The sequence below is a fragment of the Paenalcaligenes sp. Me131 genome (assembly GCF_050487225.1).
Lineage (GTDB): Bacteria > Pseudomonadota > Gammaproteobacteria > Burkholderiales > Burkholderiaceae_B > Paenalcaligenes.
Window position 1 is genome coordinate 245,866 of sequence record NZ_JBKQGY010000002.1, and the last position, 25,140, is coordinate 271,005.

The following is a 25,140-nucleotide window of genomic DNA, read 5'->3' on the forward strand; positions in this document are numbered from 1 at the left end:
TCATAGTTTCATAAACCATTCTCATTTACACCAGGATGTCCATCGCATCAAACCCTGCGCTTGCAGCCCATACCTACCACCGCCTGCTACGCACGCGCTGGTTACTTATTGCCGCTCTGGTTTTTGTTATTGTACTGTCCACTCTGGCTGATTTTACGCTAGGTCCGTCAGCATTGAGCTGGTCAGAACTCTTTACAACTCTATTGAGCCCTGCGGACGCAGAACCTACCACACGAGTCATTGTGTGGGAGTTCCGCCTGCCCTACTCCATGATGGCGGTTGCCATAGGTCTAGGCTTAGGCTTGGCGGGTGCAGAGATGCAAACCATCTTGAATAACCCACTGGCCAGCCCCTTTACGTTAGGTATCTCGTCAGCAGCAGCGTTTGGTGCCTCGTTAGCCATCATTCTGGATTTATCTTTACCTGGCCTGCCCCATGCATGGATGGTGGCCAGTAATGCCTTTATTTTTGCGCTGCTCTCAGCATTTCTGCTGGATGCCGTAGCCCGTTGGGGGGGCATGAGCAGCTCAGGTTTGGTGTTGTTTGGTATTGCGTTGGTGTTTTCGTTTAATGCTTTGGTATCGTTGATGCAGTTTGTGGCCAGCGCCGAAGACTTGCAAGCGTTGGTGTTCTGGACCATGGGCAGCTTGTCGCGTGCCACGTGGCCTAAAGTGGGCGCCATGTTCTTGGCGGTTGCCATTATTCTGCCCTTAGCTTTACGTGACTCATGGAAGCTCACAGCGCTACGTTTAGGCGAAGAACGTGCCACCAGCTTTGGTATTAATGTACAGCGCCTGCGTTTAACATCGCTACTGCGCATCAGCTTCTTAGCCGCTTTGGCCGTCTCTTTTGTAGGGACGATTAGCTTCATTGGGCTGATTGCACCGCACATCTCGCGCCGCCTTTTTGGTGAAGACCACCGCTTTTATTTGCCTGGCAGTGCACTGATTGGTGCCATGATTTTGTCCTTGGCTTCTATTGCATCCAAAAACCTCTCCAGTGGCATCATCGTACCAGTAGGTATTGTGACTTCCTTGGTGGGTGTGCCCTTTTTCCTGTCGGTGGTGTTGCGCCGCCAAAGCCGTTAATTGCCCATGCTAGACGTAAGTAACCTGCAACTTTCCTACGGCAAACGTACGATTATTTCCGATCTCAGTTTGGCCCCCATGAAAAGCGGTCAACTGGTTGCCTTGTTAGGCCCGAATGGCAGCGGTAAGTCCACCCTGCTTAAAGCCTTGGCTGGCCTTTTAAAGCTGAGTAAAGGCGAAGTGGTGCTGGATGGCCAAAACCTGGCACGCAGCAGCTTTGAGCAACGCGCGCAGCATGTGGTGTACTTACCGCAATCGTTACCTGCGTCAGTACACCTGCGCGTATTTGAATCTGTGTTGGTTGCCGCTAAAGCATCAGCCTTAGCCCCAGATAACAGCACGCAAATCAACGAAGAGGCCATCTTATCGTTGCTCAAACGCCTTGGCATTGAGCACTTGGCCCTGCACTATTTAGATCAACTATCTGGCGGCCAGAAACAGTTGGTGGGGTTGGCGCAAGCCTTAATTCGTCGCCCTCGTTTATTGCTTCTTGATGAGCCGCTCTCTGCGCTGGATTTGAACTATCAATTCCACGTAATGGATCTGCTGCGCCAAGAAACCCACGAGCACCAACTCACCACCTTGATTGTGTTGCATGATCTAAACATCGCTTTGCGCCATTGCGACTACGCCGTCATGATTAGAGGCGGTGGTTTGTTAGCAGAAGGTCCGCCCAACGAGGTGATCAACAGCCAAACACTGGGCGATGCTTATGGCGTTTCCGCCCGTATAGAAAGCTGCTCTAAAGGCATACATCAAGTGTTGATTGATGGCCTGCGCAAACCCATTTTATAGGTAAGACCACATGCTCCGTTCTTGCGTAAACCTGCTTCGCGTCGTGGTAGTGAGCTGCTGCAGCCTTTTGCTCATTGCTCCTGCTCACGCGGCTGACACCGATACAACGCCTATTGTGGTGACTGACGCCTTAGGCCGCACCGTTACGCTGCCTGCGCCAGCTAAACGTGTCATTCTGACCCAAGCCCGTCACTTGCCTGTATTAGCGCTGGTACACCCTGAACCCGCTAGCATCGTAGCAGGTTGGTCTGATGAGTTCCGCACCTCGTTCTCCAATGAATACGACACCTACAAAGCACGCTTTCCTGAGATCGCGAATATTCCTGTAGTAGGTCGCCATACCGCAGAAAGCTTTTCTGTGGAACAAGCCTTGGCACAACGTCCAGACTTAGTCGTTTTGACCTCCAACTTTGCTGGCATTAAAGCAGGCGAAGACCCAGAGAACTCACAACTGATTCAACGCTTCAGCGCTGCCAATGTACCGGTGATCGTGATTGATTTCTTTGTGGACCCACTCAAAAACACCGTACCCAGCATTCGTGCTTTGGGTACAGCCGTAGGCCAAGCTGAACGTACGGAAGAATTTATCTCCCTTTACGAATCCCACATGAAAGAAGTGGCCGACCGTTTGGCTGATGTAGATGCCGAAGATCGCCCCCCTGTATTTGTACACGCCCATGCGGGCAGCACAGACTGCTGCAACTCGCCTGGGACAGGTACTTTCAACGACATGATCAGCTACGCTGGTGGCCACAACATTGGCAGCGACGTATTAAAAACTGCAACAGGCAGACTGAACTTCGAGTACATCAATGCACGTAACCCTAGCGTATATGTGGCTACCGGCACAGGCGCTGGCAAACGCGCAGACAAAGGCCTAAGCATTGGTACGGGCATAGAAGAAGCCCAAGCCCGCGAGAGCCTGCAACGCATTATCGACAGCAACCGCCTGCAATCCTTGCCCGCCACGCAAAATGGCAAGGCCTACGGTATTTGGCACGCTTTTAATGACTCACCCCTGCACGTGGTATTTATTGAGGCCCTAGCGGCTTGGATACACCCAGAGCGCTTTCAGGATCGTTCAGCCTTAGATACGTTGAACGAAATCAATGAGCGTTTTCTGACAATTCCTATGCAAGGCACCTACATGGTTGAGCTACAACCTAGCGCCACACAACCCTAATGCGTGCACTGCTGCCCCCTGACCATACCCTGTCACTGACTAACCCCACAGGCCAGACCTATACACTGCGCCTGTGGACGGCCTCAGCAGAAGCCCCCACCTTGCTGTTACTGGATGGGGATTGGGTACAGGACAGCATTCAACAGTTTGTGCAGCGTTACCCACGCAGCATCAATATTGCCAGTGTAGGGTATGGCTTGTCGCAAGCAGAAACCGCTGTACGACGCGCCTACGACTTCACCCCACCACACCCTGATGGCAACGTAGACCCCCGTGTCTCCACATGGAAAAATGGTGGTGCTGCTGAATTTAGTGCTTTCTTAACGCAACACGTTTTGCCAGCCCTGCAACCACACGTAGATTTACAGACGTCACGACTAGGCTTGTTTGGACACTCCTACGCAGGCCTGTATGCGCTGTACGCTTGGCTACAACCAGACACTACGTTTGCACAGTACATCGTCGCTAGCCCATCAGTATGGTGGCGGTGGCCGCATCTGCATCAGTTAGCGGCGGGCATTCATCCTGCCCCTCACCCCGCTCCTTTGCGCATACTGTTGGGCGAAAATGAACAATGGCATGCGCACCCGCAGCAGCCTGGGCAAGTACGCCCGCCTGGCGAACCCACTCTGCCCCTGATACAAGCGTGGCTACATGCCTTACCGAGTACGCTGCAACCCTACTGCCAGTTAGAGTTATGCCCACAAATGGCACACGGCCCCATGCTGGCTCACTCAGCCACAATCGCCCTTGAACTCATGCGGCTATAACGTGAATTACCGTCGTGATGCTGGCTTTCACCACAAAAGCACTTTAGAATGAGAATGATTATTAAATGGAATGGATTTCATTCCGCAAATAGGTATCATTTATAAGGGCATCCGCACGGTCGCATGCACACACGGCGGTACTACAAGCATTGCTGCAATGAACACCATTTACGTCTATCACTTGCATACTCACATAGCGAAGGGGCTGCCATCGTCCTTCTTTGCGTGTCTGCGTGATCAAGACTGGGCTCATGTGAATGCAGCGCGCCAACCCTCACACCAACAGATACGTAAACTGGCCTATGCCACAACCTATCATTTGCTGGCACACCACAATCGCGTAGGTACTCACACTGTACGTCTGATGCCTGATACCCATGGCAAACCCCACGCCCATTTCGCGGCTGACGTTCCACTGCCTTGCTTTAACATTAGCCACTCACATGAGCTAATCAGTATTGCGGTATCTAGCCTATCTGTAGGTGTGGATGTAGAGCACACAGCAACATCGTTGGACACCCGTGCACTCGCGCAGCATTTTTTTGCAGAACCTGAAGCCCAGCATTTGCATGGCTCAAGGTTTTTTGCCTACTGGACCAGCAAAGAAGCCCTACTCAAAGCACACGGAAATGGCTTACGCACTGACCCTGTAGAGCTAGACTTACTTCCTCCTACAGAACACTTCCAACCGCTACGTCACAGCCCAGCCACTCTGGGGCTACAGCACCATCAAGTGAGCCTCTGCCCGGCTCCTTATAACTACTGTTGTGCGGTTGCCTCCTCTTTAGCTGATCCTCTGTTGCAGACACACCATCTCCAGAGTGAACAGCTTCACCGTTTATTGCACTGATATTTATTATGAGTCTAGAGACCCCTACCCAGATTTGGCCATCCGAATTTGTACAACGCTACCAGCAAGCAGGCCATTGGCGCGGCGAAACCTTTGGCGCCATGCTGCGCCAACGCGCGACCCAATACCCTGATCGCGTAGCCATTGTGGGCGGCACTCAACGTTTGACTTATGCCGAACTGGATCAACAAGCCTCAGCCATTGCCGCTGGTTTGTTGCAAAAAGGGCTGAAAAAAGGTGACCGAGTCATCGTGCATCTGCCGAATATTCCAGAATTTATCTGCGCTATTTTTGGTCTATTCCGTGCAGGCATCATACCGCTATACTCGTTGCCCGCACACCGCATTACCGAGATCGAGCACTTTGCCAAAACAGGTGGCGCCAAAGCTTATTTGTGCGCCGATAACCATGGTGGTTTTGACTACCGCGACTTGGCTGCTGAACTGAAAGAACGCTGCCCTGAACTGCAAGATATCTTTGTAGTAGGCGATGCAGGTAGCTACACGCCTTTTGCTGAATTGCAGCAAACTGACGTGCCCCACGATTTCCCTATCAACGTATCGTCGCCTCAAGACGTCGCCTTTTTACAGATCTCTGGTGGCAGCACAGGTTTATCCAAACTCATTCCGCGCACGCATGATGACTACATCTATACCTTACGTGAAAGTGCCCGTATTTGTGACCTAGACGAAAACAGTATTTTCTTAGGTGCTTTGCCCTTGGCACACAACTTCCCCATGAGCTCCCCCGGCTTTATGGGCACCTTGTATGCGGGTGGTTGCGTGGTCTTGTCCCCCTCCCCTAGCGCAGAAGACTGCTTTGCATTGATAGAGCAAGAGCGTGTGACCTTCACCAGTTTGGTACCGCCTTTGCTGCTGTTATGGCTAGAAGCCGTCAACCGTTCTGCCTACGACATGTCTAGCCTCAAAGTTATACAAGTGGGTGGTGCCAAGCTGATACCTGAAGTGGCGAAGCGCGTGCACCCTACCTTGGGTGTTACGCTGCAACAAGTATTCGGCATGGCCGAAGGCTTGGTGAACTACACCCGCTTGGGTGACGACCTAGAAACCATCGTGGAAACCCAAGGCTATCCTATTAGCCCCGACGATGAAATCCTGATCGTAGACGATAATGACCAGCCCGTCGCACCGGGCGGAACGGGGCACCTGATTACTCGTGGGCCCTACACCATTCGTGCTTATTACAATAACCCCACCGCCAACCAACGCTCATTCACCTCTGACGGTTACTACCGCACAGGCGATATCGTGCGCCTGACTGACGACGGTTATTTAATTGTTCAAGGCCGCGCAGGCGATCACATCAACCGTGCCGGCGAGAAAATCTCTGCTGAAGAAATTGAAGACCACTTGTTGGCCAATCCACAAGTTTTTGATGCAGCCGTAGTGTCTGTTCCCGATGATTATTTGGGTGAACGCAGTTGCGCCTTCGTGATCCCTAAAGGTGAACAAAAACTACGTGCTATAGATTTGAAAAAATGGGTACGCGAACGCGGTGTAGCCGAGTTTAAAGTGCCTGATCAAATCATTTTTGTGGATGCTTTCACCTCTACTGCTGCGGGCAAAATCAGCCGTAAAGCGTTGCGTGCCCAACTGCAGGCTCAACTACAAACTCAATCAACCGAATCATGAGTACAACCTTAACCTTAGAACGCATGCGTGCAGATATTGCTGCCATGCTACATGAAGACCCCAGCGAGATTGCCGATGACGACAATTTAATGGACTGGGGCTTAGACTCCATGCGCGCCATGACCTTGGCGTCACGCTGGCGTGAAGCTGGCGCTCGTATTGAGTTCTCACAGATGGCAGAAGACGCTACCCTTAGCCACTGGTGGTCGCTGGTTAGCGCTCATACTGCCTCCTGATTTGTTTCACGCTGTTGTTACCTACTCATGAAGTCTACTGCTCGTACTGATTCATCGCTGGTTATTCCTCGCATGCATTCCGCAGAGGAAGCTGTTCCTCTGACCGAAGCCCAAGAGGGGCTGTGGTATGCCCAGCGCCTAGCGCCAGATAACCCGATTTTCAATACAGCACACTGCACTGACTTCATCGGTAGCCTGCAACTGCCTACTCTGCAGCACGCCATCAATCAAGCCTTGTTAGAGGCCGATGCACTGTCCTTGCACATGGTTGAAAGCGACGCAGGGCCATTGCAGTATTTTGATGCTACCCATCGCGTACAGTTGGAAGTGATAGATCTGCGTCATCAACCTGATGCCGCTCAGCATGCCGCAGCACAAATGCATGCCGATCATAACCACCCGCTGGACCCTACGCAGTCCCCTCTGTCTAGACAAGTGCTATTCTTGCTGTCAGATACCCATTGTCAGTGGTATCAACGTGTGCATCACTTAGCCGCTGACGGCTATGGGATGTCACTCATTGAGTCGCGTGCGTTAACGCTGTATCACGAGCAGGTATCCGGCGATAGCCCCCCCAGTGCTGCACTCACCTCTTTTGCTGAAGTGGTAGCAGACGATCAAGTTTATAGACACAGCGAAAAACGCCAAAAAGATGCCAGCTATTGGCATCAAGCCCTAGACGCTTTGGGTGACGTAGGTAGCCTAACTAGCGGCGTAGCCCTAAGCGCACCATATTTCTTGCGTGCTGATGCACCTATTGATGCATCCACGCTCTCGCAACTGCTGGACGCCCAAACACGCCTCCAGATTAGTTGGCCTGATTTGCTCACGCTACTCAGCGCTGCCTACATTCAACGCCACACCGGTCAAAGTGATGTGGTGGTAGGTATGCCGTGGATGGGGCGTATGGGTAATGTGAGCGCCCGTAGTGTTGCCACCGTGATGAATGTGGCTCCGTTGCGCTTAACCATGCCGCAACATGAACCGCTCGCTGACGTGTTAACCGCTGGCTCGCGCGCTATTATAAAAGCCCGACGTCATGGCCGTTACCGTAGCGAACAATTACGTAGAGACTTGGGGTTAGTGGGCGGTCAACGTCGATTACATGGCCCACTGATTAATATTCTGCCTTTTGACGCCCCTTACACCATTGCTGGCGTACAAGCCAAACAACGCGTGTTATGTGCTGGGCCAGTAGAAGACCTGAACTTCAATTTCCGGGCTGCGCCGGATGGCCAAAACCTACGTCTAGAAATTGAAGCCAACCCCAAGCTATATAGCCAGCAAGGCCTGCAAACCCATTTGCAGCGCTTTCAGTACTTCGTGCAACAAGCTTTGCAAGCCTCCTCTTTGGAAAGCGTACCCAGCGTAACACCTGCCGAGTACACCCACTGGGTAGAAGGCCAAGACAGCACAGCCCACCCTATTCCGCATACCACGCTTACACAGCTGATTCGCGAGCAAAGCCAACGCAGTCCACAAGCGGTAGCCTTATCGTATAAAGGTCTGCACACCAACTTTGCTAGCTTTGATGCGCAAGTAGAGCGTATTGCCCAGCACTTGATTAATGCTGGTGTCACCCCTGGCAGCATTGTGGCGGTAGGTATGGCGCGCAGCGATCAAATGGTGATGTGCTTACACGGTGTGATGGCAGCCGGTGCAGCCTACTTGCCGTTGGATACAGCACAACCTGCAGACCGTATTTGCCGCATCCTGGGCTCTGCTAAACCTGCTGCCTTGATACACGACAGTAGCTTGTGCACGAACAGTGCTGAATTTGCTGTGCCAGCCTATGAGGCGACTCAGTTATTTAGTACGCAGCCAAGCACCACACATCCCCTGCCAGAAACACACCCTGATGATGCCGCCTATGTGCTGTATACATCCGGCTCTACGGGTGACCCTAAAGGGGTAGTGGTGAGCCAGAAAGCGATCGTGAACCGATTGCTGTGGATGAAAACCCATTATGGTTTCACTGGCTCGTCACGTTTCCTGCAAAAAACACCGTATACCTTTGACGTATCGTTGTGGGAACTCTTCCTGCCTATGCTGTGCGGTGCAACCCTAACGGTAGCCGAGCCTGAGCAGCACAAAGATCCCCATGCATTGGCTCAACTGATACACAACGAAAACATCAGCGTGGTGCACTTTGTGCCCTCCATGCTGGCCGCTTTCTTGAATGAACCACAAAGCCAAGGCCTGACGATTGGCCATGTATTTTGTAGTGGTGAAGCGCTAAGCTCCCACTTGGCAGCGCGTTTCTACGAGCGTATGAATGGTACGCTACACAACTTATATGGCCCTACCGAAGCGGCTGTAGACGTTACCTACTGGCCCGTCAGCAAAGAACACCCCGACGACCCTATTCCTATTGGTCTGCCCGTATGGAATACCCAACTGTATATTCTGGATGACTGCTTGCGCCCTGTAGCACCTGGTGTAGCCGGTGCGTTGTACTTGGGTGGTATTCAGTTGGCTGATGGCTACTTGGGCAGACAAGACCTGACCGACAAAGCATTTATTACCAGCCCCTTTGATGCGACCAAACGCCTGTATCACACAGGTGATTTAGCGCGTTGGCGTGAGGATGGCGCGGTATTGTATTTGGGCCGTGCGGATCATCAAATTAAATTGCGTGGTCAACGTATTGAGTTGGGCGAGATCGAGTCTTGCTTGGCCCAGTACCCCGATCTGCGTGATCTGGCCGTAATAGCTAGAGAAGACCGACCTGGCGATCTGTACATTGCCGTCTATGCGGTAGCCCGTTCTGCCGAAGGCGCAGACAGCAATGCGCTATTAAGCTTTGCTCGCGCTCATCTGCCAGAAGCGATGGTGCCTAGCGCAGTAGTGTGGATGGACGATCTGCCCATCAACGCTAACGGTAAACTAGATCGCAAAGCGCTTCCTGCCCCTACACGTGAGCGCCAAGAAGGTGCTCCGTTAAAAGGTGAAGTCCAGCATCAATTAGCGCACTTCTACCAACAGTTGCTGCAACTACAGCACCTGCCTTATGCGGATGATGACTTCTTCGCCTTAGGCGGGCACTCGTTATTGGCGGCCCAACTGGCTGCTACATTGCGTGAGCACTACCAAATCACCTTAACACTGGGGGCTATTTTTGAGCACCCCACCATTGATAGATTAGCCAATCACGTGCAGCGTTTGCTGGATGGTCAGCAAGACGCCAATGCAGGCTTTAACCCTATCTTTACCTTACGCCCACCAGCGCATGGCAAGCCCGCTAAGCCAGCATTATTTTGCATACACCCAGCAGGCGGATTGAGCTGGTGCTACAGCTTGTTGGCTCGTCAATGCGGTAGCGACCAACCCGTATATGGTTTGCAATCGCGCAGTTTGGATGCAGCACAAATTGTGCCTACTAGCTTGCACGATATGGCCGAAGACTACGCCAATCAAATACAAGCCGTACAACCCCAAGGCCCTTACCATTTATTGGGCTGGTCCGTAGGCGGTCTGTTGGTGCATGAAATAGCGCGTATTCTGCAATCTCGCAATGCCGAGCTGGGCGTTGTGGCCATGTTAGATGCCTACCCTAGTGATGTATGGCGTGGCCGCGAAGAGCCTGCCTTAGAAGCCAGCTACAAAGCGTTGCTGTATATTGCTGGCTATGATCCCGACAGCTTAAACGTGCCACTCACCCAAGATGGTGTCATTGGCTTCTTACGTCAAAGCGGTCATGCTCTGGGCACCCTCAGTGATGCCCAGTTGCAAGGGGTATTCCGCTCTGTAGAGTTAAACAACCGATTGGTACGTCAGCACTGGCATCAACCACTGAATCACCCCGTACTGTATTTCCGCGCCTCACTGGATCACGTGGGTGACACCTTAGAACCAGCAATGTGGAACCCTTGGGTCAGTCACTTGCAGGTACACGACGTGCCTTCACTGCACGCCCACTTAACAGGAGCCGATGCTCTCAAGCACATTCTTCCTGTTCTGCAATCTGCGTTACAAGGCAGCGTGACTGCCCACACGGTATAACAACTATGTCACTAAAGCGTTTTGTCATCGATATCACCCCACTCAAGCAAAGCCGTGCGTTCCGCTTTGCCTATATGGCACGTACCGCATCGGTACTGGTGACCGGCATGATGTTGGTGGCTGCTAGCATCCACTTATACGATCTAACCAAATCCAGTGTGGCAGTGGCCTTCCTAAGTGTGGCCATGTCTGCCCCTATGGTGATTGCGCTCCTTATAGGTGGTGTACTGTCTGACCGTATGGATAGACGCAAATTAATGATGTGGTCGCGTAGTGTGTACGTCATCAGCGTGTTGATGTTCTTGATCAATAGTCTGTTTGCCAACCCATCCATTACCGTCATCTATGTGGCTGCCATGATTGGTGGCGCGGCAAGCGGCATCAGTGTACCTGCCATGATGTCTGCTACCCCTGCGCTAGTAGGGCGTGAAAATTTGGCTGCAGCGGCAGCGTTGTCTGGCTTGTCATTGCAATTAGGTGGTGTATTAGGCCCATTGCTAGCGGGTGCACTGATTGCAGGCCCAGGTTTGGTTGCCTGCTATAGCATCGTATTGGTAGGCGTGTTGCTGACGCCCTTCTTGCTCTCTGCTCTCCCTCCGTTGCCACCACAAGCCAAACCCGGAGCCGCCGCCCCTAACAACCGTGTGCACCATGCCTTCATTGAGGGCTTCCGCTACATGCTGACCACGCCTCTGCTGCGTTGCTTGTTACTCATAGACTTAGGTGCGGTGGTGTTTGCTACACCGTTGGCGCTGCTGCCCGAGTGGGGCGATAAAGTGCTAGGACAAGGCGCTGAAGTAACGGGTGCCTTGTATGCCGCACCCGCTATAGGAGCTGCCATCACCGCACTAAGCAGTGGTTGGATTCGCGGTTTAGAGCGTCCTGGTCTTACCATCATCAGCGCCGTGCTAGTGTGGGGCTTGTCGGTAGTGGCGCTGTCATTCAGCACTCACTTGTATCCGTCTATGGTGGCACTGGCCATCATGGGGTCTGCTGACACCATTTCCAAAATGTTGCGCATGACACTAGTACAACGTCATACGCCTGACCATCTACTGGGCCGCATGTCTGCCTTGTGGATGACCCAATCGTCCATGGGAACAGCCTTAGGTAACCTACAAATGGGTGCTGTATCGCGCTGGTTCTCACCTTCTACCGCCTTACTCATAGGCGGCGCAGCCTGTAGTGCCTGTGCGGGCCTGTTTGCTTTGCGGCGAAATGCGCTAAAAAGTACGAGCAGTTCCTAACACAACACGTGTTCCAGCCTGATCGGGCTGGGGCCTTCTTATTCGTCTGACGATGTACACAGCATGGGAAGCCCATGCTCACTTAACCAAGGAGCCATAATGCAAATCAATACTCTTTGCATTAGTAATAAAAACACTTTTAAACGCGTTTCACAGGTAGCTCTGGCTGTAGCACTAGCTATGGGTAGCGCACATGCTCAAGGCGTTTTTGATCAAGCCGACATTGATTTCAAAGGCAATGTATCCAGCATGGGCGTTGTTACTCCTGGTAGCGAAGCCACCCTGCAAGGTCGCGGCTTTACTCCTGGTCAGGAAGTTTTGTTGCTAAGCAATGGTCAATCCATTGTGGGCGATCAAAAACTGGTAGCCGATAAAGACGGCGAGTTTGTGAGCAAAACAGCTATCCCTGCCAACGCTTCCGTAGGCTTGCACCCTGTTGTGATTCAGGCAGCTAAACCCTCTGCTGCTGCCGTGTTTGATCTGAAGATTTCTCCTAAAACAGAAATCATCGGCACCGACCTGTTCACTCAGCAATCTGCTCCTATGACTCGCGGTCTGTACCAAAGTGCTTACAGTCCTAAAGAAAACAAGTTGTACGTAGTGTCTTCTGTAGGTCGCCCTCCAGTACAGCAGTCTGAGCTGTTGAAAGTAAACCCAGAAACACTGGCTATCGAAGCGCGTATTACGCCTGCTGCTGACCCTAACCGTGAAAACCACGTATATGCGTTGTATGGCATCAGCGTTGACGACGATAACGGCAACATCTGGGTGTCTACTACACGTAACGGCAGCGTAGCCGTGTACAAACAGTCTGACCTAAGCCTGGTTAAACAGTTTGACGACAACACTGTTGCACACTCTCGTGACGTAGTGGTTGATGCGGCCAACGGTCGTGCGTATGCGTCGGCTTTCGGCGGTGGCGAAATTGCAGTGTTTGATACCAAAACACTGGAACAACTGCCTTCCATCGAGCTGAAATCCAAAGGTCGTCAAGCCCCATCCCCAATGAGCTTAGCTTTGGATGCCGCGAATCAAAAACTCTACACGATCAGCATCAACACAGGTGAGGCCTTTGTGATTGACCTGAAAGATCAGAAACAGGAAAACGTCATCACACTGCCACAAACACGTGGTGCTAGTGGTGTAGCTGTTGCCCCTACAGAGCAGTTGCTGTGGGTAGCCGCTCAAGGTACCGATAACGTACTGATGATCGACCTGAAAAATGGTGAAGTGGTACAAGACATCAAAGTTGGTGCAGGCCCATTGAACATCGTATGGGACGATAAAAACAAACTGGCTTTTGTCGCTGTACGCGCTAACGGTCAAGTGACTGCACTGAACACCAAAGGCGAAGTCGTCGCCAATTTGGAAGCTGGCCGTCAACCTAACCATATCAGCACAGATGGTAAAGGCAACTTGTTTGTGGTGCACAAAGCTGCAAGCACTGACAAAGATGCTGTAGACCAAGTAACACGTCTGCACATGAAATAAGCCATCACACCGCCCGACTATCTAACCGTAGTCGGGCGTTTTTCACTTACTACTTACTGCACTGTCGTGACGCCTACTTCTCTACTTGATAACAACGCTGACACAGCACGCACCGATTCCTCCTTACAGCAGTGGCTGAAGGCTCATCGTTCCCGTAGTAGTCTTTTTTGTTCCCCCACGCTAGCGTTGATGGCACATGGTCAGGCACTGGTATGCCGTGGTAGCAATGCCAACAACGATCTGGACGCACAAGCAACCCAACTGCTTACCCAAGCGCACGAACAAGGTTTGCCATCACTGTTGATGGGTGTATTGCCTTTCAACACTACACAACCTGCCCATTTGTTTGTCCCGCATTCTGTACTGCGTAGTGCCCCGTTGCAGCCTTCTGCCGCGACTACGCCGCAACCGCATCCCGCCGCCACGTTGCAGCCGTTTCCGGATGGCGCAGGCTATGCCGATATGGTGGGACGCTCATTGCCATTGCTGGACGATCAGCCTCTGAGCAAGATCGTTCTGGCTCGCACGATGGATGTGGCCCTAGAACAGCCACTGCAACGTCAACAACTGTTGCACAATCTGATACGCCTAAACCCTCACGGGTATAACTTTGGCATCAACCTAGATGACCAAGAAGGCGATAACCCCTGTTTTTTTGGCGCAAGCCCCGAATTACTGGTACGCCGCAGCGGCTCACAAGTCAGTGTGAACCCATTGGCCGGCACGGCTGCGCGTGTGGCCGACCCTGAGGCCGATGCCCGCATAGGCCAAGCCCTGCTGCAGTCGGCTAAAGATCTGCATGAACACGCTATTGTGATTGAAAGTGTGGTGCAAGCTCTGCGCCCCTTCTGCACTAGCCTGCATGTGCCTGATGGCCCTGAGTTAGCAAAAACCGCCACACTATGGCACTTATCTACGCCCATTCACGGTACGTTACGTGCCCCTTACGCCAGCTCACTAGAACTGGCCTTGGCGATGCACCCCACCCCTGCCGTGTGCGGTACCCCTACACTGACGGCCCGCGATATGATTGAGACGCTGGAGCCTTTTGAGCGCCAATTCTATGCTGGTGCTGCTGGCTGGTGCGACGATAAGGGTGACGGCGAGTGGGCCGTTGCCATACGCTGCGGTCTGTACCAAGAACAACGTATACGCCTGTACGCAGGCGCTGGTATTGTGGCCGCATCAGACCCTGATAGCGAACGTCGCGAAACTGGCAATAAATTACGAACGATGCTCAATGCACTGAACATTGAGCCCGCTACGATTGAAGGAGGCATCACACTATGAGTCATATTCACCAACTACCCAGCTACACCATGCCAGACGTGTCTGTGCCTAATCGTGTGCAGTGGGAGGTGCAAGCTGACCGCGCTGTACTGTTAATACACGACATGCAGCATTATTTTCTGAATAAGTACGACATGCAGGCAGAGCCTATTCCTACATTGGTGCGCCACATTCAGGCTATTAAAGCACAATGTGTGAAGCTAGGAATCCCGGTGATTTACACCGCTCAACCTACCGAACAAAACCCAGAAGATCGTGCGTTGCTAACCGACTTTTGGGGGTTGGGCTTAAGCGCCCCCGAGTACGCAGGACAAGAAGCTGTCATCGATGAACTGGCTCCTAGCGCGGATGACATACTGCAAACCAAATGGCGTTATAGTGCGTTTTTCCGTTCGCCCATGCGTGAGCAAATGCAAGCATGGAGCCGCGACCAACTTATCGTGACAGGTATCTATGCACACATAGGCTGCATGACCACCTCGTTGGATGCTTTTATGCAAGGCGTACAAGCCTTCATGGTGAGCGATGCCGTGGCGGACTTTTCTGAAGAAGAACACCGTATGGCTTTGCGCTATGTGTCACAACGTTGCGGCGTAGTGGTAAATAGCCAGACTCTACTGACTCAACTAGGAGCAGAGTGATGTATCCCGAGTTTCAACAACAACACGTGCTGGTCAGCGGTGCAGCCAGCGGTATTGGCGAAAACGTTGCCCAGCAATTGCTGGAAAGTGGTGCACGCATTACCGCGCTGGATCTACACACCGACACCTTAGACGCTCTGGTCAAACAATACCCAGATCAGATCTTGGTATTGCGTTGTGATGTGGGCAACTTCGACGAAGTCGCCGAGGTAGTGTCCAAAGCCGAAGCGCATTTTGGCACTATACATAAGCTGGTGTGTGCTGCAGGCCGTTTGCAAATGGGCGATATTACCGACCTAACAGCTGAACAATGGCAGAAAACGTTTACCACCAACACCAATGGTGTGTTTAACCTCTGCCACCATGTGGGCTTGCGTTTGAAAGCACAAAAGCGTGGTGCCATCGTAAACATCAGTTCCAATGCTGCGACCTCTCCGCGCATGAGCATGGGTGCTTATGCAGCCTCTAAAGCCGCTGTGACACAAATGTCTCGCTGTTTAGCGCTGGAACTCGCCGCCTATAACGTGCGTGTGAATGTGGTATCCCCAGGCTCTACAGATACGCCTATGCAGCAAGCGATGTGGCAGCAAGGTAGCTCACGAGAAACCGTAATTGCGGGTTCGGGCAGCCACTACCGGTTGGGTATTCCCCTGCAAAAAATTGCGACACCAGCAGAAATTGCGAATGGCGTACTGTTTTTGCTATCTGACCAAGCCAGCCACATTACGCTGCATGATTTACGTATTGATGGCGGCGCGACACTAGACCAATAAGCGTCCAGCTACGTACGCACAGGCCGTAAACCTGCTAGTACTGGGGGATTACAGAAGATTTTTGTGATGCAAGATACCAAACACAAACGTTTTCACTAGATCCCCCGGTATGAGCGATGCATGCGGTAGTCGGCTCTCAAACCCTACACAGCACGCCCTCAGCCTCTGACTACAGGCTTTCAATACTGGCTAAGCCCAGCAACACCCCGTCTCTGGACATGGGGCTACCCAGAAACTCACCTTGCACATACGTAGCACCTACACGTACAGCGGCATCTCGTCTGGCTTTATTCCAGACATTTCCCACAATCGTTTTCAGCCCATGTTCTGTCGCCAATGTACAGGCGTGCAGCAACGTTTGCTGTACTTGATCTGCCAAGGGCTGTTCGTCATCGGGATAACAAAAACGTAGGCCTTCTAACATATCCACACCCAAAGTTTGTGGGCTAGGAATGCTGACATCATGCTCTAACCAAATACTCACGCCTAAGGCGCGTAATGGCGCGCACAAGGTAATCCAGGTGAGATCGGGGTCCGCTTCAGTATGGCGCAACACCAGTTCTAGGTTTCTAGCCTCAGACACATAGAACGACAGCAAGCGCAATAAAGAGGGCTGTAACTCAGGCAAGATGCTGGCCGGTATGCTTAGCTGCACAGGCGTGCTCAGCCTATACACCTGCTGCCACTCACGCATATCAGCACACAGCATCTGAATGCTGCGCTCTAGCAGCCCTACTGCCACCGTCTTATCCAACTGTTCTAGCAAGGCTGAATGTATGCGTTGCGAACCATCCCAATACAACTGCATCTCTACGCCTTGCTGTATGGCATCTTTAAGCTGAATACGGCTTTGAAACTGCAGGCTTAGGTGTCCATCTATAGTATCTTTGTCTTGCCACGCACTTTCTATGTGCTGCAACAACCGCGTCTGTTCTTCCAACGCCGTTAACGTTTCAAAGCTACGTTCTTCTCTACTAATCCGGCCTGCAAAACTGTAGCCCCAACCGTGCACTGAACGTATGGGCAAATCCAGCTTCAACTGCGCTGCTTTACGCTTTAAACGGCTGATTAACGAATCTACAGCCCGCTTGCTTTGCAACGCACCTGATTTGATCTGCAGAAAGTCTTCTCGGCTCACTCGTCCATCATGGCTATGACTAAACAGCTCTATCAGCTGTTTCTCGCCGTAGGTAAGCTCCAGCACAACGCCTGACGGGGCAACCATGCTCCACCCCTTGTCTTGTAGTATCCACGGCGTATCAGCATTAAAAGAAGCCGTTTGCTGTTCAGCGACTGTGCCTGACATTTCTGCCGTATGGCTAAGAAAACGCTCCGCCCTACGGCGTAAGGCATGCTTAGTGGCTACGACTTCCGCTGCGCTCGTGTGCATGGGCAATACAGCATCCGCCCCCGCAAACAATAACTCGGTGCGTTGGGCTTCAGACTCTACCTGACTTAGCACCACAATGCCGCTCTGTGGCACGATAGAGCGCAAATTCGCGACGACGAGCGCTAGATGCGCACGCTCACACACCAGCAGGATAATCTCTACTGCGGCGTCAATATTTTCTAATGCGGTTCTGAAAACAGAGGGGCCTTGTAATAGGGTCTGAACAGACGCGCCCAGTAAGCCCAGCTCTTTTCCCATGTTTTGACATTGGTTGGCGTCATCAACCACCACCACTACTTTTCTTGCGTACTTCATATCAACCCTGCCTCAACGTATGCAACAGGAGTTACCGTTACATCAATACACTAATTCTTTTCTGATTGTTAACGTTTTACACATCCAGTCAAAGACAAGCATTGTCAATTTACATCTTTGTTCGGCTTACATGAACCTACGCAATCCAACATCAGGCATCGCCTTATAAACTGCCCTACGCTGATGTAGATACAAAAACAGCACTGGTTTTACGCAGTGCTGTTTTTAATGTACCTAGCTATTAAGGCTGACTGCTTTGTGTCAGTTTTGCCTCAAGTTGCTCCTTAGGCAAAAAGCCACTCACGCGCGAACCATCTTCAAAAATCAGGGCGGGAGTGCCACGAATATCCATGCTCATGCCGGTAGTCAAAATTTCTTTGATGGGGTGCTCACAACTGCGTGCTGTAGGCTCTACACCCGTCAACATCCAATCACTCAGCGCTTTGCTTGGCTCTTCTGCGCACCAGATATTTTGAGCCTTGGTGGTAGAGTCTGGGCTCAAGATAGGGTACATCATGGAGTAGATCGTGACGTTATCCATATCCTTCAGCTCAGTATGCAATTTTTTGCAGTAGATACAGTTAGGATCCTCGAACACCACCAACTGACGGCTACCATCACCTTTCACGGTTTTAATGGCTTTATCCAATGGCAGTTGCGTGAAGTCTACCTTGTTCAACTCTTCTTTACGCTGCGACGTCAAATCAATACGCTCTTTGATGTCTACCAACGAACCTTGCATGAGGAAATCCACCTCTGGATTCACATACACCAGCTCATTCCCTATACGTACTTCTAACAGCCCTGGGAAAGGAGTAGGACGAATTTCATCGATAGTGATATCGGTAAACGTCGCTTCCAGTTTCTGACGGACGTCAGGGTAATCGGTGGTTTGTGCCTGCGCGGTACCTGCCAAACCTAGACCCACACTGAATGCCAGTGCAGCGACAAGACGGCCTGACCACGTAGTTTTTACTTGCATGTTGACTCCATTAATAAGCGATATCGTTAGAGCGGGAAAATCTTGTCCCCTGCCGCATTGGCGATCAAACGTCGCTTGATAAAAGGCAATTGATTAATGATGGACATTCCGGCATTACGTGCCCACGCTACTGGTGCTTGCTGCGCCATAAACAGGCTATGTAAAGAGTCTGTCACGGCACGCATGGCGGCGATGGGTTCTGCCCGTCGTCGCTTATAACGCTCCAGCACGGGCAATGCCCCTACGGATTGATGAACAGGTTTGGCTGCCAGAACACGTATAAGTTCCTCTACGTCACCCAAGCCTAAGTTCAGCCCTTGACCCGCCAACGGATGCACACGGTGCGCGGCATCCCCGACCAAGGCTACACCTTCTGCTACCATGCCTGTGCGCTCGAATGTCAGCGGGAATGCAAACATTTTTGAACGTACACGCATATTTCCTAGACGCCCTTGGGTCACGCCCATCAGCCATTGCTGCAAGCGCTGTGCTTTGTCTTCGTCATTCAGCGCCATCAATTCAGCAATTTGCTCAGTAGGGCCAGACCACACTAACGAAACCTGCGGGCCTTCATCGGTATCCGGCATAGGCAATAAGGCCACCACCGCATCACCGGTAAACCACTGCAATGCCACACCCTGATGTGGTAACTCGGTAGTCAGGTGTGTCACCAAACCACTGTCACCATAGGCTTTAAAGTCGTGCCAGATTTCTGCTACTCGACGCACTGTGGATTTAGCACCATCGGCCCCCACCAACAGTTGAGCGTCCAGTGTTTTCCCAGATTCTGTGTGTATGTGCTCACCATCACGCGACGCCAATTGGTCATCGTGCCAACGTACGCCATACACTTTCAGCGCCTGACGTAGCGCCCGTTCTATTTCGCCAGACTCTACTATCCATGCCAGCGTATGGCGCGCATCTTGCCACGCATCCAACGCCAAACGCCCACCACCATCGCCATAAATCTCCATGGCTTGAACAGGAGTAAGGCGCGCAGCATCCATCAGATCCCAAATACCTAACGACGCCAGAAAGTTCTGGCTAGCGCCGGAGATGGCATACACACGTGGGTGGTACTCGTCGTGGCGTGGTAGCTGACGCGACATCTCTGGCGCTAGCACATCTACCGTAAAGGCTTTCTTTGCTAGGCCCAAGGCGCATGCCATACCGGCAATACCTGCTCCACACACCAAGATTTTTTGCTGTGTCATCGTGCTGACGGTGCTCCTGCTGATTTAGGCCATAGCACCCACATTTCACCGCGCTGCTTCATACGTCCGGCCTGCGCACCGGCTTCATCGCCAGTACCCCAATAAAAGTCGGTACGTGCAGCGCCTTTAATCGCAGCACCGGTGTCTTGTGCAAACACCAAACGCTGCAAGGGTTTCTGGCTGCCTGGGTATGAGGTAGACAAGAATACGGGTGAGCCCAGCGGCACAAAGGTAGGATCAATCGCTACCGCACGCTCGGCGATTAGCGGAATACCATATGCCCCTTTAGGCCCCAACAATGGGTCAGTAATGGTTTCTTGACGGAAGAACACCATTGCAGAGTTGGCATTCAGCATTTCCTGTATACGATTAGGATTGCGTTTGGCCCATGCCTTAATATTTTGCATAGAAGTTTGTGCCAACGGCATTTCGCCCTGCTTGGCTAACCACTGCCCAATAGACGCATACGGACGCCCATTATGATCGTCGTACGCTAAACGCACCGCTGAACCATCCGGCAATACCGCACGCCCCGAACCTTGAATTTGCAAGAAGAAGGCTTCTACCGGATCGGCCGCCCAAACCAATGCTTGAGGCTGGCGATGTGAGTTGGCCGCAATTTCTGCACGTGTATCGTAAGGCACCACACGCTTACCTTCTACTTTGCCGCGCACACGCTTGCCCGCCAATTCTGGGTACACAGCCCCCAAATCGATGGTGAGCAAGTCGTCGGGGGTCGCGTACAGCGGCCATTGGTATGTACCGCCACGCGTTGTAGAGGCTTGGATCAACGGCTCGTAATACCCCGTAACCGTATTGCTGGCTACCGCACCGTTAGCATCCAACACGCGCCATGGTTGCAAATGCTGCTGTAAAAACTGGCGTACCGCGGCGGTATCTTGACCAGAAATATTGCTGTTCGCGGCAGCGGAACACACGCCTTGCCATGCACGCGGAGCAGCCCGCGCAGGCATCGTTAACGAACCACTTACCGGACGCATCAAGCCCTTACAGTTATTGATAAAGGCTTTCCAAACATGTTCTAAATTATCCTGCTGCCAACCCGGCAAAATAGACCAATTCACCGCAACAAAGCGGCCAGTCAGTGGGCGCACAGGGGTTTCAGGCAATGCCGACAGCGCAGGCACTTGCAAAGCACGCAAGGCCACATCGTCAGTCGCGGCAGTAGAACTACTACTGGATGAACCCACCGCACTACCAGTTTGGTCCAAATCCACTGTAGAACAAGCAGAAACCAAAGCCAGCACGGAAGCCAGCACAGTCAAACGAAATACAGTCATAGTGTTTATTAGTGCAGAGTGCGTGGGATAGCCAAAACAAATTCTGGGATCGCCACATCAAAGGGGATACCGTCTTCGCTGACACAATGATAAAACCCTCTCATCGTACCAACAGGGGTCATGAGCGGACAGCCACTGGTGTATTCAAATGTTTCACCGGGAGCCAATAATGGTTGCTGGCCTACTACGCCCAGACCACGTACTTCTTGTACATTTTGATTCGCATCAGAGATGATCCAATGCCGGCTGACTACCTGTATAGGCTGCTCAGCATGGTTAGTGATCTGTACGGTATAGGCAAATACGAACTGCTGGCGCTCAGGTTCGGACTGCTCGGGTAAATAGCGTGGCACAACTTTGACCACTACATTTTCTGACTTCAAACCCGTCTCCCTCAAAAATCAGTTGCAAAACTGCAGGGTCATGGAACATCACCCCTAATCATGACACAATTGCAGTATGTACGTCACAAACCAACTTACTCGCTGATCTATGTCACACAAACAAGCTGCCCGCATTGCTCCCAGTATTTTATCCGCGGATTTCGCCCGTTTGGGTGAAGAAGTCAAAAATGTCGTCCTCGCCGGCGCTGACTGGATACATTTCGATGTTATGGACAACCATTACGTTCCTAACCTGACGTTTGGCCCCATGATCTGTAACGCACTACGCCCACACACAGACGCACCTATTGATGTGCACCTGATGGTTGAGCCTGTAGATTCGTTGGTTGAGCCTTTCGCTAAGGCTGGTGCAAACATTATTAGCTTCCACCCTGAAGCCACTCGCCACATCGACCGCACACTATCGCTGATTCGCGACCAAGGCTGTAAGGCCGGGTTGGTATTCAACCCCGCCGTAGGTTTGGAGTGGATGGATCACGTTATGGACAAACTAGACCTCGTGCTCTTGATGTCCGTGAACCCCGGTTTTGGTGGTCAGAAATTTATCCCCCACACACTGGAAAAAGTACGCCAAGCACGTCAGAAAATTGACCGTTGGGTAGAAGCTGGCGGCCACCCTATCAGCTTGGAAATTGATGGCGGCGTGAACGTGCAAAATATTGGTGAAATTCGTGCAGCAGGTGCGGATGCTTTTGTAGCCGGTTCAGCTATTTTTAACCAACCCGACTACAAAGCAGTAATTGACGCCATGCGCGTGGAAATCGCCAACGCAGACGCTAAAGCCTAAGCGTCACATCAGCCAGTTGCCATTACGGCCTTGCCCTTTATCTCCGTGTTTTACCGGAGATAAAGGCTTGCGACGCTCAATAAACAGCGAACTACCCAAGGTTTTCTTCGCCATCGTTTTCGCAGAGGCTGCCATCTCAGCCACTAGGCTGCTGTTATACAGATGCACCGGATTCACCTCTACCACCCCTAGCGACAGCGCCACTAACGAATGGAACTCTTCCACCTGCTGGCGATTTTCAGCGTAGTAGCCGCCCATACGCAAATGCTCAGCACTATAGAGGTGGCTTAACGCCAACGGTAAATTCTGGATAATGCTCTGGCAGCGCCGCTCCCAATCGGAGCTTTTGAAAATCACAATAAAGTCATCACCGCCCACATGCCCCACAAAATCGTGCTCAGGGTGGCTGGCTTCTACGAACAGACTGGCCGTAATCTGTATCACCTCATCCCCTTTTCTATAGCCGTATAGGTCATTAAAAGGTTTGAAGTAATCCAAATCGCCGTAGCAAACCGCAAACGGACTTTGCCCACGCAGCAACTGTTCTAAGTGCTCATTAATAGGCACATTGCCAGGCAATTGCGTTAATGGGTTGGCATAGCGGGCTGCTTGTAGTTGCAGTTGCGACACTTCACGCATCAAATCTGCGCTAGACCCTACGCCCAAGTAGCTGCCGTCACGCGTGATGATAAAACCATCCGACATATAGTGTTCAGGCCCATCCGTCACCCATTGCGCTAATTCCTGCAACGGCATTTTTCTATCAATGATCAGCGGCGTATTTTCTATCATTTCACCGCAGGCACGGCTGCCGTACAGTTCGCGGTGATACAACCTTGCCAACCTATCAAATAACCTATCGCGTCGTAGCAGCCCTACTGGCATACCTCCTCGCAATACCACCAACGTGTTTAACGAAGCGTCTTTTTGAAAGCGATCACACACCACATTGGTAGGAACCTCAAATGCCACCACAGGCACTTGGCGTACTAAACGGTGCGCTGTCACCGGTTTATCCGCACGCCCTAACGCCGTCAACGTGGGGGTACCAAACGGGGTTCGGAACAATGCCAGCAAAGTGGTTTCTAGCGAGGTCTTAGGCTGTTTTTCTGGCCTCCCCAAGAAAAAGCCTTGGCCGCACATCACACCTAGCCTGCGCAGCATCACTAATTCTTCTTGGGTTTCAATCCCTTCGGCAATCACCGTAGATTGCGCTTGGAAGGCAATTTCACAAATGGATCGCACTAACTGCTGGCGCAGCGGGTCTTCGTGTATGCCGCGCACAAAAAAACGATCTATTTTGACGTATTCAGGACGCAGCTCCGTCCATAACTTCAGCGTAGAGAACCCCTGCCCTAGATCATCAATAGCTAGTTGCACGCCAGTTTCTCGGTACATTTTGACCACATCGTGCAGCATCTGCATGGAGCTAACCGAGCAATCCTCTGTTAGTTCCACCACCACTTGATCGAATTCTCTGTCACGCAACGTTGAGAAAAAACTGCTCAAACTGCGCTCATCGCCCTCAGTTTGGTGCAAACTCGGACTCGTATTTAGAAACAATTTACCAGTAAGCCCTAGGGTTCTGAACTGTTCTAGATGCAACTCACAACATAAATACTCTAATTCAAAACGCTGTCCATGCTGGTCTGCTAGCTCAAACAACGCTAACGGCGAATACAAAGGCGTATTTTCAGGCCCTCGAATTAATGCCTCATAACCAACGATAGCGCCATGTCGCAGCTCGACTATGGGCTGAAATAAAGGTGTTAGTTTTTTATTCTGCAGTACTTCTTGAAAAGCAGTCAGCATGTTCTCCACCTTAATACTGCCGTCTCCTATTTGTATCAGTTTGTATCACCGACACGTTATGCTACAAGCAACACCTTAACTCAACAAAATTACCAAACAATCCAAAGATGACAGATAGTGCAAGAAAACAACTGTCACTTAGTATCTGCTCTACAATGTCAAGCAATGCTTTACTTTTTCTCACAGAGCCCATCATGCAATACACCGCTGTACTTCTTGACCTAGACGGTACTCTTGTAGACTCCATCCCTGATATTGCCGCAGCGGCTAATGGCGTCCTGACCGACTTAAAACGTCCACCCTTACCCGAAGATGTGATTCGTTCTTTTGTGGGCAAAGGCTCTGATGTCTTAGTACAGCGCCTACTGCGCCACACCTACAATAGTGAGCAGCTAGATCCTGACGAGTACGAGCGTGCTAAAGCATCGTTTGCCCATCATTACGCGCAAAGTAATGGCCAGCACAGCACCATTTATCCCGACGTGGTAGAGGGCCTTAACGCCTTTAAGACTGCTGGCTGCAAACTCGCTGTAGTCACCAACAAACCCATAGAATTCACCATCCCGTTGTTAGATGCGCTGCAACTATCGCCCTACTTTGACCTGATGGTTGGCGGGAATACCACAGCACAGAAAAAGCCCCATCCCCTGCCGTTTATACACGCCAGCAACGAGCTCAATGTGCCTGCTTCCCAGTGTTTGGTCATTGGTGATTCGGTGAATGACGCTCAAGCAGCGCGCGGTGCTGAAATGGATGTGTTGCTCGTACCTTACGGCTACAACGAAGGAATAGATATACAAACCCTGGATGCAGATGCTATAGTGTCCAGCATTAAGCACGCTGCTAAGTGGGCAACCACACGCAGTTCCATAACGGATTAAATGTTAACGATACGAATTACATGATGTTTGCTACCT

The 25,140-nt window shown here is 51.7% G+C and carries 21 protein-coding genes; 15 read left to right on the forward strand and 6 right to left on the reverse strand.

The genetic code is table 11. The annotated features are described in order from the left end of the window. Positions 1-35 precede the first annotated feature (35 nt). The 13 genes from ACLPHM_RS09320 (at position 36) to dhbA (ending at position 16,018) form a co-directional block, all read left to right on the forward strand. Positions 36-1,088 (forward strand): FecCD family ABC transporter permease, encoded by a 1,053-nt coding sequence (locus ACLPHM_RS09320; RefSeq protein WP_430220963.1) that lies wholly within the window; start codon positions 36-38, stop codon positions 1,086-1,088. 6 nt (positions 1,089-1,094) lie between these two features. Then, positions 1,095-1,883, forward strand: a complete 789-nt coding sequence (locus ACLPHM_RS09325; RefSeq protein WP_430220964.1) for an ABC transporter ATP-binding protein — start codon at positions 1,095-1,097, stop codon at positions 1,881-1,883. Between the two features lie 10 nt (positions 1,884-1,893). Further along, a complete protein-coding gene (locus ACLPHM_RS09330; protein ID WP_430220965.1) occupies positions 1,894-3,066 on the forward strand; it encodes an ABC transporter substrate-binding protein in 1,173 nt (390 codons plus the stop codon). Beyond that, complete coding sequence (locus ACLPHM_RS09335) at positions 3,066-3,836, forward strand: alpha/beta hydrolase (protein WP_430220966.1); 771 nt, start codon at positions 3,066-3,068, stop codon at positions 3,834-3,836. The genes ACLPHM_RS09330 and ACLPHM_RS09335 overlap by 1 nt, the downstream gene beginning before the upstream one ends. A 157-nt stretch (positions 3,837-3,993) precedes the next feature. Continuing rightward, positions 3,994-4,686, forward strand: coding sequence for a 4'-phosphopantetheinyl transferase family protein (locus ACLPHM_RS09340; RefSeq protein ID WP_430220967.1), 693 nt, complete (start codon positions 3,994-3,996; stop codon positions 4,684-4,686). An 8-nt stretch (positions 4,687-4,694) separates the two neighbouring features. After that, a complete protein-coding gene (locus tag ACLPHM_RS09345) occupies positions 4,695-6,338 on the forward strand; it encodes a (2,3-dihydroxybenzoyl)adenylate synthase (RefSeq protein ID WP_430220968.1) in 1,644 nt (547 codons plus the stop codon). Further along, on the forward strand, positions 6,335-6,574 hold the full coding sequence (locus tag ACLPHM_RS09350; RefSeq protein WP_135862051.1) for a phosphopantetheine-binding protein: 240 nt from the start codon (positions 6,335-6,337) through the stop codon (positions 6,572-6,574). The genes ACLPHM_RS09345 and ACLPHM_RS09350 overlap by 4 nt, the downstream gene beginning before the upstream one ends. Positions 6,575-6,601: 27 nt before the next feature. Then, on the forward strand, positions 6,602-10,576 hold the full coding sequence (locus tag ACLPHM_RS09355; RefSeq protein WP_430220969.1) for an amino acid adenylation domain-containing protein: 3,975 nt from the start codon (positions 6,602-6,604) through the stop codon (positions 10,574-10,576). 5 nt (positions 10,577-10,581) lie between these two features. Further along, the gene (gene entS, locus ACLPHM_RS09360; protein WP_430220970.1) at positions 10,582-11,823 is read left to right on the forward strand and encodes an enterobactin transporter EntS; all 1,242 of its coding nucleotides are present in this window, start codon (positions 10,582-10,584) and stop codon (positions 11,821-11,823) included. 99 nt (positions 11,824-11,922) lie between these two features. After that, positions 11,923-13,314 (forward strand): YncE family protein, encoded by a 1,392-nt coding sequence (locus tag ACLPHM_RS09365; RefSeq protein ID WP_430220971.1) that lies wholly within the window; start codon positions 11,923-11,925, stop codon positions 13,312-13,314. 66 nt (positions 13,315-13,380) lie between these two features. Further along, positions 13,381-14,604 carry an isochorismate synthase gene (locus ACLPHM_RS09370; protein WP_430220972.1) on the forward strand — a complete coding sequence of 408 codons (1,224 nt, stop codon included), beginning with the start codon at positions 13,381-13,383 and terminating at the stop codon, positions 14,602-14,604. Next, a complete protein-coding gene (locus ACLPHM_RS09375; protein WP_430220973.1) occupies positions 14,601-15,245 on the forward strand; it encodes an isochorismatase family protein in 645 nt (214 codons plus the stop codon). The genes ACLPHM_RS09370 and ACLPHM_RS09375 overlap by 4 nt, the downstream gene beginning before the upstream one ends. Next, positions 15,245-16,018, forward strand: coding sequence for a 2,3-dihydro-2,3-dihydroxybenzoate dehydrogenase (gene dhbA, locus ACLPHM_RS09380; protein WP_430220974.1), 774 nt, complete (start codon positions 15,245-15,247; stop codon positions 16,016-16,018). The genes ACLPHM_RS09375 and dhbA overlap by 1 nt, the downstream gene beginning before the upstream one ends. Before the next feature lie 169 nt (positions 16,019-16,187). Here dhbA and ACLPHM_RS09385 read toward each other — a convergent pair whose 3' ends face one another. The 5 genes from ACLPHM_RS09385 to apaG all read right to left on the reverse strand — a co-directional run bounded on the left by ACLPHM_RS09385 (position 16,188) and on the right by apaG (position 21,603). Next, positions 16,188-17,723 carry an EAL domain-containing protein gene (locus ACLPHM_RS09385; RefSeq protein WP_430220975.1) on the reverse strand — a complete coding sequence of 512 codons (1,536 nt, stop codon included), beginning with the start codon at positions 17,721-17,723 and terminating at the stop codon, positions 16,188-16,190. A 241-nt stretch (positions 17,724-17,964) separates the two neighbouring features. Further along, entirely contained in the window at positions 17,965-18,705 is a 741-nt protein-coding gene (locus tag ACLPHM_RS09390) for a DsbC family protein (protein ID WP_430220976.1), read from the reverse strand. Positions 18,706-18,731: 26 nt separating this feature from the next. Further along, on the reverse strand, positions 18,732-19,919 hold the full coding sequence (locus ACLPHM_RS09395; RefSeq protein ID WP_430220977.1) for an FAD-dependent monooxygenase: 1,188 nt from the start codon (positions 19,917-19,919) through the stop codon (positions 18,732-18,734). Then, the gene (mltA, locus tag ACLPHM_RS09400; RefSeq protein ID WP_430220978.1) at positions 19,916-21,220 is read right to left on the reverse strand and encodes a murein transglycosylase A; all 1,305 of its coding nucleotides are present in this window, start codon (positions 21,218-21,220) and stop codon (positions 19,916-19,918) included. Before mltA ends, ACLPHM_RS09395 begins: the two co-directional genes overlap by 4 nt. A gap of 8 nt (positions 21,221-21,228) precedes the next feature. Next, positions 21,229-21,603, reverse strand: coding sequence for a Co2+/Mg2+ efflux protein ApaG (gene apaG, locus ACLPHM_RS09405; RefSeq protein ID WP_135862037.1), 375 nt, complete (start codon positions 21,601-21,603; stop codon positions 21,229-21,231). Between the two features lie 109 nt (positions 21,604-21,712). On the opposite strand from apaG, the gene rpe reads away from it, so the two are divergent. Next, positions 21,713-22,411 carry a ribulose-phosphate 3-epimerase gene (gene rpe / locus ACLPHM_RS09410; RefSeq protein ID WP_430220979.1) on the forward strand — a complete coding sequence of 233 codons (699 nt, stop codon included), beginning with the start codon at positions 21,713-21,715 and terminating at the stop codon, positions 22,409-22,411. A 3-nt stretch (positions 22,412-22,414) separates the two neighbouring features. Here rpe and ACLPHM_RS09415 read toward each other — a convergent pair whose 3' ends face one another. Beyond that, positions 22,415-24,223, reverse strand: coding sequence for a GGDEF domain-containing protein (locus tag ACLPHM_RS09415; RefSeq protein ID WP_430220980.1), 1,809 nt, complete (start codon positions 24,221-24,223; stop codon positions 22,415-22,417). 194 nt (positions 24,224-24,417) lie between these two features. Here ACLPHM_RS09415 and ACLPHM_RS09420 point away from each other — a divergent pair, with 194 nt between their 5' ends. Next, positions 24,418-25,104, forward strand: coding sequence for a phosphoglycolate phosphatase (locus tag ACLPHM_RS09420; protein WP_430220981.1), 687 nt, complete (start codon positions 24,418-24,420; stop codon positions 25,102-25,104). Positions 25,105-25,140 lie beyond the last annotated feature (36 nt).